We start from the raw sequence: 17896 nt of genomic DNA, 5'->3' as shown, positions 1-17896 counted from the left end.
CTGGTCTAAATAATAAGAGATGCATTTAAAGTACGAATCACAACTAAGAGAACCGCTGGTTTATGGTGAAAAAACGTATCACCAGGTTACGGAAGATATCTGCCGCCCTATTGAGGCAAAACCTTCCAAATTGTGGTATATAGGCTTTTTCATTGCAGTGGCTTTACTGCTGTTTGGCGTGTACAGCGTTTACCGCGAGGTTACTTACGGTATTGGCCAGTGGAACCTTAACAAAACCGTTGGCTGGGGTTGGGATATCACCAACTTTGTGTGGTGGGTTGGTATCGGCCACGCCGGTACGCTTATATCTGCTATTCTTTTGTTGTTCCGCCAGGGTTGGAGAACAGGTGTAAACCGCGCCGCAGAAGCGATGACGATTTTTGCGGTAATGTGCGCCGGCCAGTTCCCCATCTTCCACATGGGCCGTGTTTGGATGGCCTTCTTTACACTGCCTTATCCTAACACCCGCGGCCCTTTATGGCCCAATTTTAACTCTCCGCTGTTGTGGGACGTATTCGCTATCTCAACCTACTTCACCGTGTCGCTGCTGTTTTGGTACTCTGGCCTTATTCCGGATTTTGCCACCGTACGCGACAGGGCTAAAACAAAACTGCGCAAGCACTTATATGGTGTTGCCTCGTTTGGCTGGATAGGGAGCACCAAACACTGGCAAAGGCATGAATCGCTGTCGCTGGTATTGGCAGGTTTAAGTACACCGCTGGTATTGTCAGTGCACACCATCGTATCTTTCGACTTTGCCACTTCGGTTATCCCCGGCTGGCATACTACCATATTCCCTCCTTACTTCGTTGCCGGTGCGGTATTCTCCGGTTTTGCAATGGTGCAATCGCTAATGATTATTGTGCGCAAAGTATTTGGCATGGAAGATTACATTACCATGGGCCATATTGAAGCGATGAACAAAGTAATTGTTACTACCGGCTCCATAGTGGGTGTGGCGTATTTAACGGAATTATTCATGGGCTGGTATAGCCAGAACAAATATGAGGGCTACACTTTCTGGTACAGCCGAGCCAATCTGTTCAGTCCTTATGGCTGGAGCTACTGGGGCATGATGGCTTGTAACGTGATAAGCCCGCAGATATTCTGGTTCCGCAAAATGAGAAGGAACCTGTTCGTTACCTTCTTCATGAGCGTAATTGTAAACATAGGTATGTGGTTTGAGCGTTTTGTAATTATCGTTACCTCTTTGTACAGGGATTACCTACCTTCCTCATGGTCTGTATATTACAGCCCCACCATTTGGGAAATGGGTTTTTACCTGGGTACATTCGGTTTGTTCTTTACCTGTTTCTTCCTGTTTGCCAAATACTTCCCGGTTATCGCCATTGCGGAAATCAAATATGTGCTGAAGACATCCGGCGAAAGCTACAAGGATAAGATGGCGGCAATTGAAGAACAGGAGCCGGACGAGTTTGCTCATGCACATGCGCATTAACCCCCCAACCCCCTGAAGGGGGCGGGAGCATGCGGCTTATGGGTACGGATTTGAGAATAGATAAGCTCTATAATTTTTAACCTTTAAATTTCCCCCTTAAGGGGATAGGGGTATGGCTAAAAAAACATTTGTTGTAGGTTGTTTTGATGACGAAGCGGTACTGTTTCCCGCTGTAAAGAAAACCCGGCTGGCAGGTTATAAGATACACGATATCTATACCCCGTTTGCTGTGCACGGCCTTGACCATGCAATGGGTTTAAGGGAAACCAGTTTGCATACTGCAGGTTTTATCTATGGTATTACCGGTACAACCACCGCTCTTTCAGGTATTGGCTGGATATTGACCAAAGACTGGCCTATCAATTTTGGAGGTAAGCCGCACTTTGCGCTGCCGGCATGGATACCCATCATGTTCGAGCTAACGGTGTTGTTTTCCGCTGTAGGCATGGTGTTAACTTTTTGCTACCTGTGCCAGTTGGCCCCGTTTGTTAAAAAACACCATTTTCATCCCCGCGCTACCGATGATCTGTTTGTTATGGTAATAGAAACCACCGCTAAAACCAATGTAGAAGACCTGAAAGGGTTTTTAAAAGCCAATGGTGCGGTAGAAGTGGATGTACAGGTTGCAGAACCTGGCTGGTGGCTGGGCCGTTACGATAAGGAACAGCAACTGATAAGAGATGTGGAGGTAGCATAGCAGGGTAAAAGGATTTAAAATTTGCCGATAAAGCATAAATAAAAATGAAAAAATCAGCAATCATAAGTTTTATTACAGCAGGAATAGTGTTGGTAAGCTGCAGCGATGTTAAACGCAAGCCGGGCACTGTCTATATGCCGGATATGGCGTACAGCCGTGCTTATGAAACCTACTCAGAGCGTGATTCGATGAAGTTTACCACCGATGCGAATGATGCTGAAGACAGGATATTTTACAATAACCTTCCGGTGGCTGGTACGATAGCCCGTGGCGAAGAGATGCCTTTTCCGATAGCGAAGGACAAGCAGGGCGATACAACCAATTACATCGCATCTAAGCAGGTGCCAAACCCGTTACCGGCTTTAAATGCGGCAGAACTGGTAGAAGCAGAACGCTTATACCTGATTAATTGTGGTGTATGCCACGGCGCCAAGCTGGATGGAAATGGGCCTTTATATAAAGATGGCAATGGGCCTTATCCTGCAAAACCCGCTCAGTTGGTGGGTAATGCATTGTACGAAAACATGCCCGACGGACAAATGTTTTACTCCATTGCTTATGGCAAAAACCTGATGGGCAGCTATGCATCCCAGTTAACCCGCAAGCAACGCTGGCAGATAATTCATTACATAAAAACCAAGCAAGGTAAAACAGGTTCAGCACCCGCTGCTGCCCCTGCTGCAGACAGCGCATCAACAGCAAAGAAATAAATAACTGAATACCAAGTATCTATAAAAGAGATTTACAATGGCTGCATTAACAAAAGAACAATTTGAGATTCCTGCGAAAATGAGGGCATGGTCACTTGGGCTCATTGCCGCAGGTGTGCTGGCTTTTATCTTAGGGCTTGTTACCAAAGGCCTGAGCGGGGACGAACATAAGAAAGCCGAATTTATAGGCACTTTAATGTACAACAGCATATTCTGGTTGCTTGTTTGTAATGCCAGCATGTTCTTTATTTGTATCACCACACTGGCCATGGGCGCCTGGCAGGTAGCTATCCGCCGTATACCTGAAGCCATATCTACGCTGGTAAAAATATTTGGTCCTATAGCATTTGTGATACTTGTTTATGTAGTAATTGTTGATCATAACCACCATATTTACCACTGGATAAGCGATGAAGCCAAAGAAGACCCTGTGCTGAAAGGAAAACTTGGTTTTTTAAATCCAACATTCTATCTTATCTGGACTACACTGGCTATTGGATTGTGGATGCTGCTGGGTGCAAGGATGCGCAAATTGAGCGAAGAGGCGGATGATGCAGCTTTAAGGGGTGAAGAGCCGGGAAAAAGTTTTATCTGGAGAAACACTGTTTCAGCTTCGTTGTTTATCGTTTGGTTTGCATTAACAGTAGGTTCTACTGTTCCCTGGTTGTGGATGATGAGTATTGATGCACACTGGTACAGCACTATGTATAGCTGGTACACTTTTGCCAGTTCTTTTGTAAGCGGTATGAGCCTTATAGCTCTTTGGGTTATCTATCTTAAGAACAAAGGCTATCTTCAGTACGCCAACGAAGAGCACCTGCATGACGTTGGTAAATTCATGTTCGCATTCTCCATTTTCTGGACATACCTTTGGTTTTCGCAATTCATGTTGATATGGTACGCTAACATTCCTGAAGAAACAGTTTACTTCAAGCATCGTGTTGACGGGCCGTATAAAGGAATATTTTTCCTTAACCTTATCATCAATTTCGTGTGCCCGTTGTTAATACTGATGAAGAGGGCCGCCAAGAGGAATTATACACTTATGACCTTTATGGCTGTGTTGATCATCTTTGGCCACTGGATAGATTTTTACCAAATGGTAATGGGCAGCATTAGAAAAGAGGATGCGGGTATAAGCTGGCTGGACTTTGGTATAGCGGCCTTCTTTGTGGGAATGATCATTTTCTTTGTTGGAAAGGCATTGGCTTCAAAGCCTTTAACACCAAAGTACCACCCTTTTATGAAAGAAAGTATTATACACCATACCTGATAATTCAGGATGGTATATACGGAATACAACATTGAAAAACAGGGAAACATAATTTTTATAAGATAATTCATATAGCATCATGTCAATGTTTTTTACCATAGCTGTTATTGTGCTGGTCTTTCTCATCATCTTCCAGATTGCGAAGGCCAGCGAATATGTAGCAGTATTGAAAGGGGAAGAAAGAGGCCGCCGGCAGCAAAACAAGGTGAATGGGTTTTTAATGATTGGCTTCCTTGTACTGGGTCTTGTAGGTGTATACGTGTGCAACGAAATGTTTTACCATAAAACATTGTTGGCCCATGAATCTGCCAGTGTTCAGGGAGAAAAGGTTGACAGCATGTTGTGGGTAACCCTGATTGTAACAGGTGTGGTATTTATTATTACACAGATTATTCTCTTCTGGTTCAGCTACAGATACCAGGAAAGCGATAACAGAAAAGCTTTTTATTTTCCGCACAATAACACTATGGAGTTGGTTTGGACGGTTGTACCGGCCATAGCTTTGACAGTGCTCGTGGTTATCGGGCTTCGTAACTGGTTTACTTTTACCAGCGAGGCGCCAAAAGAAGCGATGAAAGTGGAAGTTACCGGTAAACAATTCGGCTGGATTTTCCGCTATGCCGGTAAAGACAAAGAATTTGGAAAAAAATATTTCAGGAATATTGACGAGGCTGCCAGCAACTCGTTAGGGCAAATTTGGGATGACCCAAAGAATTTTGACGACGTGGTAGTAACGCAAACCATGTACATCGTTAAAAACAAACCGGTAGAACTTATCATTAATTCGAGGGATGTTATACATGATGTGGGATTGTCACATTTCCGTTTAAAAATGGATGCGGTGCCGGGTACGCCAACTACTTTGTGGTTTACGCCTAAATTCACCACGAAGGAAATGAAGGAAAAAACCGGGAACCCCAATTTTCAATACGAAATCAGTTGCGACCAGATGTGCGGTAATGGCCACTATTCCATGAAAGGCGTAATTGAAGTGGTTACCCAACTGGAGTATGATGCCTGGTTTGCCAAGCAAAAGCCCAACTATTTTGCGGCTTTTCCTGATAAAGACCCGGCCAATGCACAACCTGCGGCCCCGGCAGCCGGTGCTGATACCACTGCCGCAAAGGCAGTAGCTGCTGCTGCGCACTAAAGAGCGTAGAGCTGGTTGAAATTTAATAGAATATCCGGGAGACGGAACATAAAATAGTTGGTACAATAAATAATTTGATATGAGTAACGAAGCTGTTTTGCACGGAAGCCATGTTGATACTTCGCACCATGCGGATGCTCATCATGGAGACCACCACGATCATCACCATCACCAGTCGTTTATTTCAAAATACGTTTTCAGCCAGGATCATAAGATGATTGCCAAGCAGTTTCTTATTACCGGTATGGTATGGGCTGTTGTGGGCGGTTTGATGTCCGTGATCTTCAGGATACAATTAGGCTATCCTGAGGCTTCCTATCACTGGCTGACAGATATTCTGGGCGACATCAATAAAAACTGGGTTACCAAGGAAGGCCGTATTACAGCAGACGCTTATTACGCCATGGTTACCACACACGGTACGGTACTGGTGTTCTTTGTATTAACAGCCGGCCTCAGCGGCACTTTTGCCAACTTTCTTATTCCACTGCAAATTGGCGCCCGTGATATGGCTTCGCCGTTCATGAACATGCTTAGCTACTGGTTTTTCTTCGCAGCCAGCGTGGTAATGATGTCTTCCATCTTTGTTGAAAGTGGCCCTTTCAGTGGTGGCTGGACGGCTTACCCTCCCCTAAGCGCCCTTGGCGATGCCTCTCCCGGTTCTAAAACAGGTATGGATATGTGGTTGATAGCCATGGCATTGTTCGTGGTATCCTCACTGCTGGGCGGCCTTAACTACATTGCCACCGTGCTTAACATGCGTACCAAAGGCATGAGCATGACCAGGCTGCCGCTTACCATCTGGGCATTGTTCTTTACAGCGGTATTGGGTGTATTGTCTTTCCCGGTTTTGTTCTCAGGTTTCATACTGCTGATATTCGACAGAAACTTTGGTACCAGCTTCTACCTCTCAGATATATTCCTCAGCTCAACCAATACGGCCCTCCCCAACGAAGGTGGCAGCGCCATATTGTACCAGCACCTGTTCTGGTTCCTGGGCCATCCGGAGGTATACATCATCCTGTTACCGGCCATGGGTATGGTTAGCGAAATTTTGTCAACCAATGCCCGCAAACCCATCTTTGGTTATATGGCCATGATAGGTTCGCTGTTCGCCATTGTAATACTGGCGTTCCTGGTATGGGCGCACCACATGTTCGTTACCGGTTTAAATCCATTCCTCGGTTCCATATTCGTATTGTTAACGCTGTTAATCGCCGTTCCTTCGGCCATTAAAGTGTTCAACTGGCTTACTACGTTATGGCGGGGCAATATCAGGTTTACACCGGCCATGCTGTTCGCCATTGGGTTTGTAAGCTTGTTTATTTCAGGTGGTTTAACTGGTATCTGGCTGGGTAACTCCGCACTTGATATCCACCTGCATGATACTTACTTTGTTATCGCCCACTTCCACATAGTAATGGGTGTGGCCAGTATGTTCGGCATGTTTGCCGGTATCTACCACTGGTACCCCAAAATGTATGGCCGCTACCTTAATAACACGCTGTCTTACATACACTTCTGGTTAACTATGATTGGCGCTTACCTTATTTTCTGGCCCATGCACTACGAAGGTTTAGCTGGTATGCCGCGTCGTTATTACGATTACAGCATCTGGGAAAGCTTTAAACAGTTTGCAGAGCTTAACAGGTTCATTTCAACTGTAGCCATGATTGTTTTTGCGGTGCAGATTTTGTTCCTGATTAACTTTTTCTATTCTATCTGGAAGGGTAGGAAGGTAACCTCTCAAAATCCATGGGGTTCTACTACGCTTGAGTGGACTACGCCCATCAATCCAGGCCACGGTAACTGGCCCGGTGAAATACCCGAAGTTTACCGCTGGGCATACGATTACGGAAAAGACGGTCACGAGTTTATTCCGCAAACCCAGCCTGTTGGCGAAAATGAAAGCCACCACTAAACGGGCTATGAAATTGAAAAACGCAAGTACAACATATCAAGCAATGCCCCGGTATAAGGGGCATTGCTTTTAATAGGTTCAAAAAAACCAATATTGTTCTTTTAAATTTTCAGGGCGTGCCCCCAAGCTATCGCAAGGGGTCGGGCTATCCGCTGCTACTCCGCCACAAAGCCCCCACACAAAGGCTTCAGCGGGGTATCCGCTTCTATCCCTCACGCGGGGGCAGACGTGTGCAGCCTGAGCATTTTGTGTGAATTAATCCGGCCGGTAAAGCCGGAATTAAAAAGATTACCGTGCAGAATATGGCAGAGCATATCAACACATCATCCGCATCCTTTCAACTGGCTTCCAGGGTGAAGGATTATACCCAACTGGTAAAATTTACCTTGAGTTTCACAGTGGTATTTTCCTGTGTTATCTGTTATTTACTGGCGCCCAATATTGTAGCTTTTTCATGGCTTAATATTATACTGCTTTTTACAGCGGGTATGCTGGTTACAGGCAGTGCCAATGCCATTAACCAGGCGGTGGAAAAGGATACTGACGCCATGATGAAAAGAACTGCCAAACGCCCCGTGGCCGATGGCAGGATGAGTGTAAGCGAAGCACTTACTTTTGCCGCTGTTGCCGGTATGCTGGGCGTGGGTATGATGTGGTATTTCTTTAACCCTTCATCCGCATTGCTCTCGGCTTTTAGTTTGTTCCTGTACGCATGGGTATATACGCCGCTTAAAAAGGTTAGTTCTATAGCGGTATTGGTAGGTGCATTGCCAGGTGCTTTGCCCTGTTTGATAGGCTGGGTTGCCGCTACAGATATGATTAACCCTTTTGAAAAGATAGTAGTAGCCAATACAAGCATTTCCAATATGAATGGCTGGGCTTTGTTTGGCATACAGTTTTTGTGGCAATTCCCGCATTTTTGGGCTATTGCCTGGGTAGCGCATAACGATTACAGCAAGGCCGGGTTTAAGTTGCTGCCAGCGGATAAAGGGCCCACAAAATTTACCGCGTTGCAGGCTGTTATGTACGCGGTGCTGATGGTTCCGGTGGGTATGTTGCCCTATTACATGGGGCTTACAGGGCGTATTAGCTTGTGGATTGTATTAGCGGCCAACCTGTTTATGGTAGTACAATGCATAAGGTTGTATATAAAAATGGATGTGCCGTCTGCCCGCAGGGTAATGTTCAGCAGTTATATATATCTGCCGGTAGTGCTGTTAAGTTTGCTGGCTGATAAGGTTAGTATACAGTAATGTTAGAAAACGTGGAATTTGTATGTATATGAGCAGTAGTGTTACAAGCCCTGAAAGAAAAAAAATACACCCGCACAAGTTTACCTTGTGGGTGGCGATGGGCAGTATTGTGATGATGTTTGCGGGGCTTACCAGTGCTTACGTGGTAAAGAAAAGCCAGAGCAACTGGCTGGAGTTTCCACTGCCCAAAGTTTTCTGGTATTCAACGGCTGCTATTTTGGTAAGCAGCTTAACCATACACCTGGCGCTTAAGGCTTTTAAGGCCCGGCAAATGGGCAGGTACAAAAACCTGCTTACGGTTACAGTGGTGCTTGGCCTGTTGTTCTCGGTGTTACAGTGGATGGGTTTTGGGCACCTGCAGCAGAGCGGCGTACAGTTGTTTGGCGTTGGCAGCAACCCTGCCGCCTCTTTTTTAGGCATTATAACAGGCTTGCATGTGCTGCATGTATTGGGCGGTGTAATTGCTTTACTGGTAATATTTTTTCGGGCATTTAGCAGCTCCCGGAAAACGTATAGCCCGGTATCTATAGAAATTGTGAGTACCTACTGGCATTTTGTTGACATACTATGGATTTACCTTTTTATTTTTCTGAGTGTGGTTTAAAGAGTACGAAAAAGTGCGAAGCCAAAAAGGGCAGGATGGAGATTTGGAAAGTAAGAAGAAGGGATGTGTTTAGGGCTGGTGAATAGCGTAAAGGACCCTTCGCTTTGCTCAGGGCAGGCTACTGTGCAATTGATGAATAGAATTGTTACAGTACAAGAGTTATTCATTTTCATTCTTTCACTGAAAGAGTGAAAATGAACAAACTATCGTTGCAACGGAAGTTAAATAGCGGTTCCGTCTGCCCGGTGCCAAAAAACAAAAATGCCGCCTGAAGGGCGCATAAACCAACAGGTTACAGGTAACTGATAAATAATAAAAGTTGTGATTAATGCAGCTTTTTTGAACACGAGCCAATAAATTTGCGAACGAAATTTTCTTACAAACATGGCAACAACAACTGCAACGGCAAGCCCAAGATGGTGGGGAGGTGGTAAAAGCCCCTTTGACGTAGAGTATGGAAAATTGATGATGTGGTATTTTTTAATGAGCGACGCCTTTACTTTCGGCGCTTTCCTGATTGCTTATGGAACTACCAGGTTTGCCACCAATGGCTGGCCTGACCCCAACCAGGTATTTAAATCTTACCCTCTGGCAGCGGAAACAGCCAATGCCCCGCTGGTGTTTGTAAGTATCATGACGTTTATTTTGATTATCAGCTCTGTTACAATGGTGTTGGCAGTACAGGCCGGCCATGCAATGAAGAAGAGGAGTGTGGTAATCAATCTTATTCTTACTATTATCGGCGGCCTTGCCTTTTTGGGTTGCCAGGCATGGGAATGGACGCACCTGCATCATGAAGGCGCCTGGTGGGGCAGCAACCCTTTTCCTAATGCAGACGGAACCAACGCCACTACCAATTTTACCAACTTCTTTTTTACAATAACAGGCTTTCATGGATTTCACGTTTTTTCGGGTGTAATTATCAATATAGTGATGTTGATAATGACACTTTGCAATGTGTTTGAAAAACGCGGCCACTACCTGATGATTGAAAAAGCTGGTTTATACTGGCACTTTGTGGACCTGGTTTGGGTATTTGTGTTCACCTGTTTTTACCTTATTTAATCAAGCAGATAAACCTTATTGAATGGAGCATACAACACACCATAGCGAAGCGCACCACGGACATGATACCCATGCCGGGGGCGGAACAAAAGAAATTATAAAAGTAACAGTCATACTAACCGTACTTACCATTGTAGAGTTGATATTGGGTTTTTGGATGATTGGTATGCCGGAAAACATGAAAAGGCACATGATAAAAGCAACTATCATCGTGCTGATGATGGCAAAGGCGTTTTACATAGTGGGTTATTTTATGCACCTTAAGCATGAAATAAAAAATCTTATTATGACTATCACGGTCCCTTTGCTGCTTTTTGTATGGTTCATCATCGCTTTTTTGGCAGATGGCAACTCTTACAAAAACCTGCGCAACACTTACGACCGCCATCACCTGGAGGCCAGCAAAGAAAAGGCAAAACCCGCTGAACACCACAACAGCCACGAAGCTGAAGAGCATGGCAAAGAAGAAAAGAAGCCGGTGGAGTAGTGAGGTTGGCAAAAATTTGATTTTACTTTTACAACATACTTTAAACCATCGCTGCTGCGATGGTTTTTTTATACCGTTATTATGAATAAAAAGGCTGCACTGGCATTAAGTATTGCTATTCTTATACCACTTGCCAGTTACCTGTATATACGGTCAATTAGCGACGGCGCTGTTGACATACCGCGGCGTTACCTGCCTGATACTACCATTACCACCGTTAGGGATGGCAAAATGGTAACGGATACCGTATGGCATAAAGTGGCGGACATAAGGCTGCTTAACCAATTGGGCGATACGGTAAACCTGTACGATATACAGGGAAAAGCCATTGTTGCAGATTTCTTTTTTACCAGTTGCGGTTCTATTTGCCCTACGCTAACCCGCAACATGGCCAAAATGCAGCAATCTTTTTTAAGGGGTGGCGATACCCGTAAAAAGATTGATACATCCATCGTGCAGTTTATTTCGTTTACCGTTGATCCGGAAAGAGATTCTGTACCCCGGCTGAAAAATTATGCTGACCGCTTTGGGGTAAACCACGATAACTGGTGGTTTTTAACCGGGGCTAAAGATTCCATTTATAATTTTGCTTTTGAGCAACTGCGGGTAGATAAATTTAGTGATGAACCTGTTGACCCCAATTTTGTGCATACCAGCCGTTTTGTATTAATTGACCGGGATTATAACGTGCGGGGCTATTACAATGGGCTGGATTCTGCATCGCTAACCAAACTGGCAAGGGATATTGGTGTGTTAATGCTGGAAAAACAAAAAGGCGTAAAAGCCAAACTGCCGTTTGACCCTGCGCTAATGGGTTTCTTTTTTGTACTGGCAGGTGTCATTGTGGTGGTAGGGGTAAGGTTGATATTCAGGAAAAAACCAGGAACAGCATAGAATCCTCATCGGGATAAGGGCTGTTGCATCCTGTGGTGATAAGATTTTTCAGAGGGTGTCCCTCGTGCCTCGTGCCGGGCTTTCCGCTATTACTCCGGCACAAGGCCTTGCTGCGATGGCCTCACCGGGGTAACCGCTTCAATCCCTCACCCGAAAGTGTAATACGTCGCTGCTTTTGCAGACTGGTTGTATAAGGCAGGGAAATGATGATTGCCTGAATGCCTGCTTTGTGCTTGCCTGGAAGATTGTATTAAACTTAGTAACAGCGTTAAAAACAATGTATATATATGTTATCTGCTTCTTTGCGTAAAAATGATAAACAGGCCGGATGGCTTATTGGTATTTTTTCTTTTGTGGTATTTGCGGTGGTAGTAGCGTTGGGCCGTGTAAAGCTGGATGTAAGCCTGGGCTTCGATGTTCATGTGTTTGCCCTGTTTAACGCCGTTGTAAACGCCACGGTGGCGGTTTTGCTGATGGTTGCATTGGTGGCGGTTAAGAATAAAAAATATGAACTGCACAAAAAAGTTATGCTTACCGCCCTGGTACTGTCAATTGCTTTTTTGGTGTCTTATATTATTCACAAACTGCTTAGTGGCGAAGCCCGCTTTGGAGATGTTAACCATGATGGCCTGCTAAGCGATGATGAAAAAGCCGCCGTGGGCAGTATAAGGGGTATTTACTACTTTATCCTGGGCACGCATGTGGTGCTGGCTGCCGTTATTTTACCCTTCATTTTGTTTACTGCTTACCGTGCCATGATTGCCGAATGGCCTGCACATAAAAAGATTGCAAGGTACACATGGCCCCTGTGGTTTTATGTAGCCATAACAGGGCCCATTGTGTATTTTATGATTAAGCCCTATTATTTATAAAGCAAGTGGACAATAACCGTGTTGTAAAAAGCTGTGATGAATGTGAAAGCGAATACTATGCAGATACTTCGCAAATGGGCAGTCTTTGCCCCGAATGTGCCCATTTTTTATACGGGTATAAAAACTGCCAGCACGAATTTAAAACTGCCAGATGTTGCAAATGCTACTGGAATGGGCATAGAACTGAGTTTATAAAGACAATAGCAGGTATTTGACGCTGGTAAATGGTTTTACAGCCAGCTTTCTAAAATAAAAGCAAGCTGCACCTCTGCGGGAGGGATTGCAGCACAACTGGAAAAAGCAACTAAATGTTGCTTTGAGAATGCTTGAGGATGCAGTTCTGCCCGGCCCTTTGCGATAGCTTGGTATGCCCAAAGGCAAGTACGAAGTACTTTATATGTAAGATGGTTTAATTTGAAATGTGCTACCGGCAAAGCACATAATTGCTTTAACCGCACATTAACCTGCCCGGTATTTACGCATTAGCACACAGGCTGCTATATTTGTAAGTATGCGGGCTTTAAAATTTCTTTTACTTTTTTACTGTTTAGCGGTATCATTTACACAAGCCGGGGCCCAGCGTTTTACCATTAGCACCGGGGTTTCTTCCATTGGCAGGAATGATGTTCTGGATGTTGCGTATGAAATAAAGGACGGCTCAGACATTTCAGGTTTTTTACAGCCCGATTTTGATGACTGGAATGTTTTGTCCGGACCTTATACCAGCCAGCGCATGGTTAGTATTAATGGGCAGGTAAGCAAATCTTTCAGTTACCTGTTTACCCTTTCTCCCAAAAGAACCGGCAAATTGGTTTTACCCGGCACGCAAATAGTTGCCGATGGCAAAAAACTAACCTGTAAAAGTATTACCATTACCGTTACCAATAAAACCTCTGTATCGCCAGCCACACCACCTTCAGGCGGAGGATTACAGCCCTTGTTTAATGAACCTGCATTGCAGGATTTATTTCCCAAAGATCCTGCCCTGAAACCCGGTGATGACCCTGCTGCCATTATGCGGGAAAATATTTTTGTAAGGGTAACCGCAAATAAGACCAACTGCTATACCGGCGAACCGGTTTTAGTTACCTATAAAATGTACACCGCTGTACATACTGAAGCGCGGATAACCAAACAGCCTGCCTTTTCCGGCTGCAGCGTTATAGAACTTACCGGAGACCAGCAACCGCTTGTTGAAAAAATAAACGGCAAAAATTACAGGGTTTACCTGGTAAGAAAAGTAGCGGTTATCCCTTTACAGGAAGGGCAGCTAACGTTGGATGCCTTAAAGATTGAAAATACAGTAAACTTTTTGGAAAACGGTAACCCGTACAAGCCTAAGGCTTATTCTGCAGAAATAAGTAACCCGCCCGTGGCACTTACAGTAATGCCCCTGCCCCAAAATGGCAAGCCGGCCGGGTTTACAGGTGCAGTAGGGAACTTTTCTATTAAAACCCAACTGAAAAATGCCACAACTGCCGTTGGTGAAAGCAATGGGTTGCTTATTACAGTTTCTGGTAATGGCAACTTTCAAAGCGTTGAAGAACCGGGCAGCCAATGGCCTGCCAATACCGAACATTTTGAAGCTGCCAAGAAAGAAGCAGTTGACAATAGCAGTTATCCTGTAAGGGGTAGTGTTATTTTTGAAATACCATTTATTGCATTAAAAGAAGGCCGGCAAATTTTTGAGCCCTTTACCTGGAGCTATTTTGACCCTGCTGAAAAAACTTACAAAACCTTGCGCACAGATAGCCTGCATCTTACTATTATGAAGGCGGCGCCTACGGTTTCCGCAGCACGCAGCCAACAGCAAACGCAGGATTTTTCTAATACCAAATACTTGTGGATTGTAGCGGGCATTGCTGTGGCAGCATCTATCCTGCTATTTTTTACGTTGAGAAAAAAAGAAACAAAGAATGCTGCCGGCGCCACCATGACTGATACAGGAGATGTTTCTTTGCCTTTGCCGGAAACGGCCCCCATACCTGTAGCAGAACCTGTTAAAACTAATTTTGCCGAGGCCCTGGCAAACCTGGGGGAAACACAGGATGCGGAAATTTTTTACAGCCTTGCAAAACAGTTACTACACCAGGCATTAAAAGAAACATTTAATACAGACGGCTCTTTACAAGACCTGTTGTTTAAGCTGAAGACTGAGCGGAAAGATGATGCTTCTGCCGCAGCTTGCATTGAAATTATCCGCAATGCGGAATTTGCCCTTTACTCGGGTATGATAAATGAAAGCAACAAAGCCACAACAATGCAGAAATTACGGGACGTAATAGACCGGCTGGGATTATAAAGCCCCCATAGTACAAGAACCGGGTTACTCCATGTTTGGCCTCAGCCATTTTTCTGCTTCCTCCATCGTCCAGCCTTTACGTTGTGCATAATCCTGCACCTGGTCTTTGGATATTTTACCTACGCCGAAATACTGGCTTTGCGGGTGGCTGAAATACCAGCCGCAAACAGAAGCGGCAGGGTACATGGCCAGCGACTCTGTAAGTTCTATACCAGTATTCTGTGTAACATTAAGCAAGTTGAAGAGCTTATACTTTTCGGTATGATCCGGGCAGGCGGGATAACCCGGCGCAGGCCTAATACCCTGGTATTGTTCTTTAATTAGTTCTTCATTGCTAAGATGCTCGTTACCGGCATATCCCCAATAAATTTTGCGTACACGCTCATGCAATAGTTCAGCAAAAGCCTCGGCCAGCCTGTCGGCCAGGGCTTGCAGCATGATTTTGTTATAATCGTCAAACTGCGCTTCCAGGCGTTTTATGTGTGGTTCAATGCCTTTTATGGTAACTGCAAAAGCGCCGATATAATCCTGCACGTTGGCAGAAACAGGTGCAATAAAGTCTGCCAGTGAAAAATTGGGTTGGTTTGCGGCTTTTTTAACCTGCTGCCTTAAATGCTCCAGTTGAACGGTTGTAGCATCGTCTGAAGTTACTGTGATGGTATCCGGACCTGTTTTAACGGCAGGCCAGAACCCAATAACACCAGAAGCGGTAAGCCATTTTTCTGAAATAATTGTATCCAGCAGGGCATTGGCGTCATTATATAACTTGCGGGCTTCTTTGCCAATCACTTCATCATCGAGCAACTGAGGGAAACGGCCACCCAGTTCCCATGCTATAAAGAACGGGCCCCAGTCTATGTAGTTCCTTAGTTCGCTTAAATCAAGGTTATCAAATACTTTAACCCCTGTAAAAGAAGGCGCTGCCGGTTGGTAACCAGTCCAGTTTGGAATGGCCGCTTTTTCCTGTGCTTCTTTAAAGCTTATATACTGTTTAGCGGATTGCTTTTTTCCAAAGTCATCCCTAAGCTTATTGTATTCGGAAGTAACGCCGTTAAGAAACCCTTTCTTTTGTTCGCTGGCGAGTAACGAACCGGCTACGGTAACACTGCGGCTGGCATCCAGCACGTGCACCACGCCATTATCGTATTCAGGGGCTATTTTCACCGCCGTATGCATACGGGAAGTGGTAGCTCCGCCAATCAATAAAGGTTTATCCATGCCCCGGCGCTTCATTTCCCGGGCCACGTGCACCATTTCGTCAAGAGAAGGTGTAATAAGGCCGCTAAGGCCAATAATGTCCGCATTTACCTTTTGGGCAGTATCCAGAATTTTATCGGCAGGTACCATTACACCCAGATCAACAATATCGTAGCCGTTACAGCCCAATACCACCCCTACTATGTTTTTGCCTATATCGTGTACATCGCCTTTAACAGTAGCCAGCAATATTTTGGGAGCGTTGGATGTGTTGTTTTCTTTTTCAGCTTCAATAAACGGGGTTAACCATGCCACACTTTTTTTCATTACCCTTGCACTCTTAACCACCTGGGGTAAAAACATTTTACCGGCCCCGAACAAATCGCCCACCACGTTCATGCCCGCCATTAAAGGCCCTTCAATTACATCAAGGGGCCTGGGGTATTTTTGCCTTGCTTCTTCGGTATCGGTATCAATAAAGTCTGTAATACCATTCACCAAAGCATGCTTCAACCTTTCTTCCACCGTTGTGTTTCTCCACGCATCATCTTTCTTTTCCTCTTTTCCTTTGCTTTTAACTGTTTCAGCAAAAGTTATCAGCTTATCGGTAGCCTCATTATTATCATTATTCCGGTTAAGTATTACATCTTCACAAAGGTTCCTTAATGCCGGTTCTATTTCATCATACACCACTAACTGTCCTGCATTTACTATACCCATATCCATTCCTGCTTTAATAGCATGGTACAGGAATACAGAGTGCATTGCTTCTCTTACATGCTCATTGCCCCTGAAAGAAAAAGAGAGGTTACTTACACCCCCGCTTATTTTTACCAGCGGGTGTTTTTGTTTTATGATACGGGTAGCCTCTATAAAATCCACGCCGTAGTTATTATGCTCTTCCAGGCCGGTGGCTACAGCAAAAATGTTCAGGTCAAAAATGATGTCTTCCTCGTCATAGCCAACTACATCAGTTAATATTCGCAAAGCACGTTGGCTGATGTCAACACGCTTTTGCAGCGTATCTGCCTGGCCGTTTTCATCAAAAGCCATAACAATTACCGCGGCGCCAAAGCTTTGGCAAATGAGTGCCTGCTGAATAAATTTCTCTTCTCCTTCCTTAAGTGAAATGGAATTTACTATGCATTTACCCTGTACGCATTTTAAACCCGCCTCAATTATTTCAAACTTGGAAGAGTCTATCATGATAGGAATCTTCGCAATATCCGGCTCGCTTTGCAGCAGGTTTAAAAAGGTGGTCATGGCTTTAACGCCATCCAGCAGGGCATCATCCATGTTTACGTCCAGCACCTGGGCGCCGTTTTCCACCTGTTGCCGGGCAACACTCAGGGCCTCCTCGTATTTGTTTTCCTTAACCAGGCGTGCAAACTTTTTTGAACCGGTTACATTGGTACGTTCACCAATGTTTACAAAATTGGTTTCCGGCCTAACAATAAGCGGCTCAAGGCCGCTTAAGCGCAGGTAAGGTTTAATTGTTGTTGAGTTCATTGTATATTTTCTAAAATCTCATTCTATTTTTTTCCAGAATATGGAAACCCTATCGGATTACGCTTTCTTTCAGGTTTGTTGATCAGCTTTTTCAGGATAGAAAAGATAGCTTTTAAATCTTCGTCATGGTCTGTCAGTTTCTTTTCTATTTTTTCAATCTGAAGAAGTATCTCTTTGTTTTCCAGTATTAATTGCTTCATTTTGGTGAACACTCTTATAATTTGAATGTTTACCTGGATTGCCGTATCAGAACGAAGCACGGATGATAACATTGCAACACCTTGCTCCGTAAATGCATACGGCAACTTTCTAATACCGCCTCTACCTTGTTTTTTTGATATCACAGATTGTGATATCAAAAACTGAAATTCCTTATCAGTAAGCTGGAACATAAAATCTTCCGGAAAACGTTCAAGATTTCTTTTCACAGACTGATTCAGTGCCCTAACCTCTACACCGTACATTTCAGCCAAATCTCTATCCAACATAATTTTTTGGGGCGG

At 44.6% G+C, this 17896-nt stretch carries 15 protein-coding genes; 13 read left to right on the top strand and 2 right to left on the bottom strand.

What is annotated here, in order from left to right:
- The first annotated feature begins 19 nt into the window (after positions 1-19).
- The 13 genes from nrfD (at position 20) to F0364_RS09845 (ending at position 14687) form a co-directional block, all read left to right on the top strand.
- A complete protein-coding gene (nrfD, locus tag F0364_RS09905; RefSeq protein WP_153797617.1) occupies positions 20-1459 on the top strand; it encodes an NrfD/PsrC family molybdoenzyme membrane anchor subunit in 1440 nt (479 codons plus the stop codon).
- 112 nt (positions 1460-1571) lie between these two features.
- On the top strand, positions 1572-2156 hold the full coding sequence (locus tag F0364_RS09900; RefSeq protein ID WP_153797616.1) for a DUF3341 domain-containing protein: 585 nt from the start codon (positions 1572-1574) through the stop codon (positions 2154-2156).
- Positions 2157-2200: 44 nt separating this feature from the next.
- On the top strand, positions 2201-2866 hold the full coding sequence (locus F0364_RS09895; protein WP_153797615.1) for a c-type cytochrome: 666 nt from the start codon (positions 2201-2203) through the stop codon (positions 2864-2866).
- Positions 2867-2903: 37 nt separating this feature from the next.
- The gene (locus tag F0364_RS09890; RefSeq protein ID WP_153797614.1) at positions 2904-4139 is read left to right on the top strand and encodes a quinol:cytochrome C oxidoreductase; all 1236 of its coding nucleotides are present in this window, start codon (positions 2904-2906) and stop codon (positions 4137-4139) included.
- Positions 4140-4218: 79 nt separating this feature from the next.
- Positions 4219-5289: a cytochrome c oxidase subunit II gene (locus F0364_RS09885; protein ID WP_153797613.1), complete on the top strand. Its 1071-nt coding sequence runs from the start codon at positions 4219-4221 to the stop codon at positions 5287-5289.
- A 79-nt stretch (positions 5290-5368) separates the two neighbouring features.
- Positions 5369-7210: a cytochrome c oxidase subunit I gene (locus F0364_RS09880; protein WP_153797612.1), complete on the top strand. Its 1842-nt coding sequence runs from the start codon at positions 5369-5371 to the stop codon at positions 7208-7210.
- Positions 7211-7512: 302 nt separating this feature from the next.
- Entirely contained in the window at positions 7513-8463 is a 951-nt protein-coding gene (cyoE, locus tag F0364_RS09875; RefSeq protein ID WP_153797611.1) for a heme o synthase, read from the top strand.
- A gap of 28 nt (positions 8464-8491) precedes the next feature.
- Positions 8492-9067 (top strand): cytochrome c oxidase subunit 3, encoded by a 576-nt coding sequence (locus tag F0364_RS09870; protein WP_153797610.1) that lies wholly within the window; start codon positions 8492-8494, stop codon positions 9065-9067.
- A 384-nt stretch (positions 9068-9451) separates the two neighbouring features.
- The gene (locus tag F0364_RS09865; RefSeq protein ID WP_153797609.1) at positions 9452-10132 is read left to right on the top strand and encodes a cytochrome c oxidase subunit 3; all 681 of its coding nucleotides are present in this window, start codon (positions 9452-9454) and stop codon (positions 10130-10132) included.
- A gap of 22 nt (positions 10133-10154) precedes the next feature.
- The gene (locus tag F0364_RS09860; RefSeq protein WP_153797608.1) at positions 10155-10619 is read left to right on the top strand and encodes a cytochrome C oxidase subunit IV family protein; all 465 of its coding nucleotides are present in this window, start codon (positions 10155-10157) and stop codon (positions 10617-10619) included.
- Positions 10620-10700: 81 nt separating this feature from the next.
- Positions 10701-11513 carry an SCO family protein gene (locus F0364_RS09855; protein WP_153797607.1) on the top strand — a complete coding sequence of 271 codons (813 nt, stop codon included), beginning with the start codon at positions 10701-10703 and terminating at the stop codon, positions 11511-11513.
- Positions 11514-11800: 287 nt separating this feature from the next.
- Entirely contained in the window at positions 11801-12385 is a 585-nt protein-coding gene (locus F0364_RS09850; RefSeq protein ID WP_153797606.1) for a DUF420 domain-containing protein, read from the top strand.
- A 511-nt stretch (positions 12386-12896) separates the two neighbouring features.
- Positions 12897-14687: a BatD family protein gene (locus F0364_RS09845; protein ID WP_153797605.1), complete on the top strand. Its 1791-nt coding sequence runs from the start codon at positions 12897-12899 to the stop codon at positions 14685-14687.
- A 24-nt stretch (positions 14688-14711) separates the two neighbouring features.
- Here the strand turns inward: F0364_RS09845 and metH are convergent, their stop codons facing one another.
- Together metH and F0364_RS09835 are read right to left on the bottom strand one after the other, a co-directional pair.
- Positions 14712-17393, bottom strand: coding sequence for a methionine synthase (gene metH, locus F0364_RS09840; RefSeq protein WP_153797604.1), 2682 nt, complete (start codon positions 17391-17393; stop codon positions 14712-14714).
- Between the two features lie 23 nt (positions 17394-17416).
- A complete protein-coding gene (locus F0364_RS09835; RefSeq protein WP_153797603.1) occupies positions 17417-17881 on the bottom strand; it encodes an ORF6N domain-containing protein in 465 nt (154 codons plus the stop codon).
- Between the last annotated feature and the right edge of the window lie 15 nt (positions 17882-17896).

This window comes from Foetidibacter luteolus (assembly GCF_009650435.1).
Classification (GTDB): Bacteria; Bacteroidota; Bacteroidia; order Chitinophagales; family Chitinophagaceae; genus Foetidibacter; species Foetidibacter luteolus.
Note: the sequence above shows the minus strand (reverse complement) of the source record. Positions and strands in the feature narration are given on the sequence as shown.

Coding starts and splice junctions, on each gene's coding strand:
- nrfD (WP_153797617.1), top strand. CDS start 20: ATGCATTTAAAGTACGAATCACAACTAAGAGAACCGCTGGTTTATGGT.
- F0364_RS09850 (WP_153797606.1), top strand. CDS start 11,801: ATGTTATCTGCTTCTTTGCGTAAAAATGATAAACAGGCCGGATGGCTT.
- F0364_RS09895 (WP_153797615.1), top strand. CDS start 2,201: ATGAAAAAATCAGCAATCATAAGTTTTATTACAGCAGGAATAGTGTTG.
- F0364_RS09860 (WP_153797608.1), top strand. CDS start 10,155: ATGGAGCATACAACACACCATAGCGAAGCGCACCACGGACATGATACC.
- F0364_RS09855 (WP_153797607.1), top strand. CDS start 10,701: ATGAATAAAAAGGCTGCACTGGCATTAAGTATTGCTATTCTTATACCA.
- F0364_RS09890 (WP_153797614.1), top strand. CDS start 2,904: ATGGCTGCATTAACAAAAGAACAATTTGAGATTCCTGCGAAAATGAGG.
- F0364_RS09900 (WP_153797616.1), top strand. CDS start 1,572: ATGGCTAAAAAAACATTTGTTGTAGGTTGTTTTGATGACGAAGCGGTA.
- F0364_RS09835 (WP_153797603.1), bottom strand. CDS start 17,881: ATGTTGGATAGAGATTTGGCTGAAATGTACGGTGTAGAGGTTAGGGCA.
- F0364_RS09870 (WP_153797610.1), top strand. CDS start 8,492: ATGAGCAGTAGTGTTACAAGCCCTGAAAGAAAAAAAATACACCCGCAC.
- F0364_RS09865 (WP_153797609.1), top strand. CDS start 9,452: ATGGCAACAACAACTGCAACGGCAAGCCCAAGATGGTGGGGAGGTGGT.
- F0364_RS09845 (WP_153797605.1), top strand. CDS start 12,897: ATGCGGGCTTTAAAATTTCTTTTACTTTTTTACTGTTTAGCGGTATCA.
- cyoE (WP_153797611.1), top strand. CDS start 7,513: ATGGCAGAGCATATCAACACATCATCCGCATCCTTTCAACTGGCTTCC.
- F0364_RS09880 (WP_153797612.1), top strand. CDS start 5,369: ATGAGTAACGAAGCTGTTTTGCACGGAAGCCATGTTGATACTTCGCAC.
- F0364_RS09885 (WP_153797613.1), top strand. CDS start 4,219: ATGTCAATGTTTTTTACCATAGCTGTTATTGTGCTGGTCTTTCTCATC.
- metH (WP_153797604.1), bottom strand. CDS start 17,393: ATGAACTCAACAACAATTAAACCTTACCTGCGCTTAAGCGGCCTTGAG.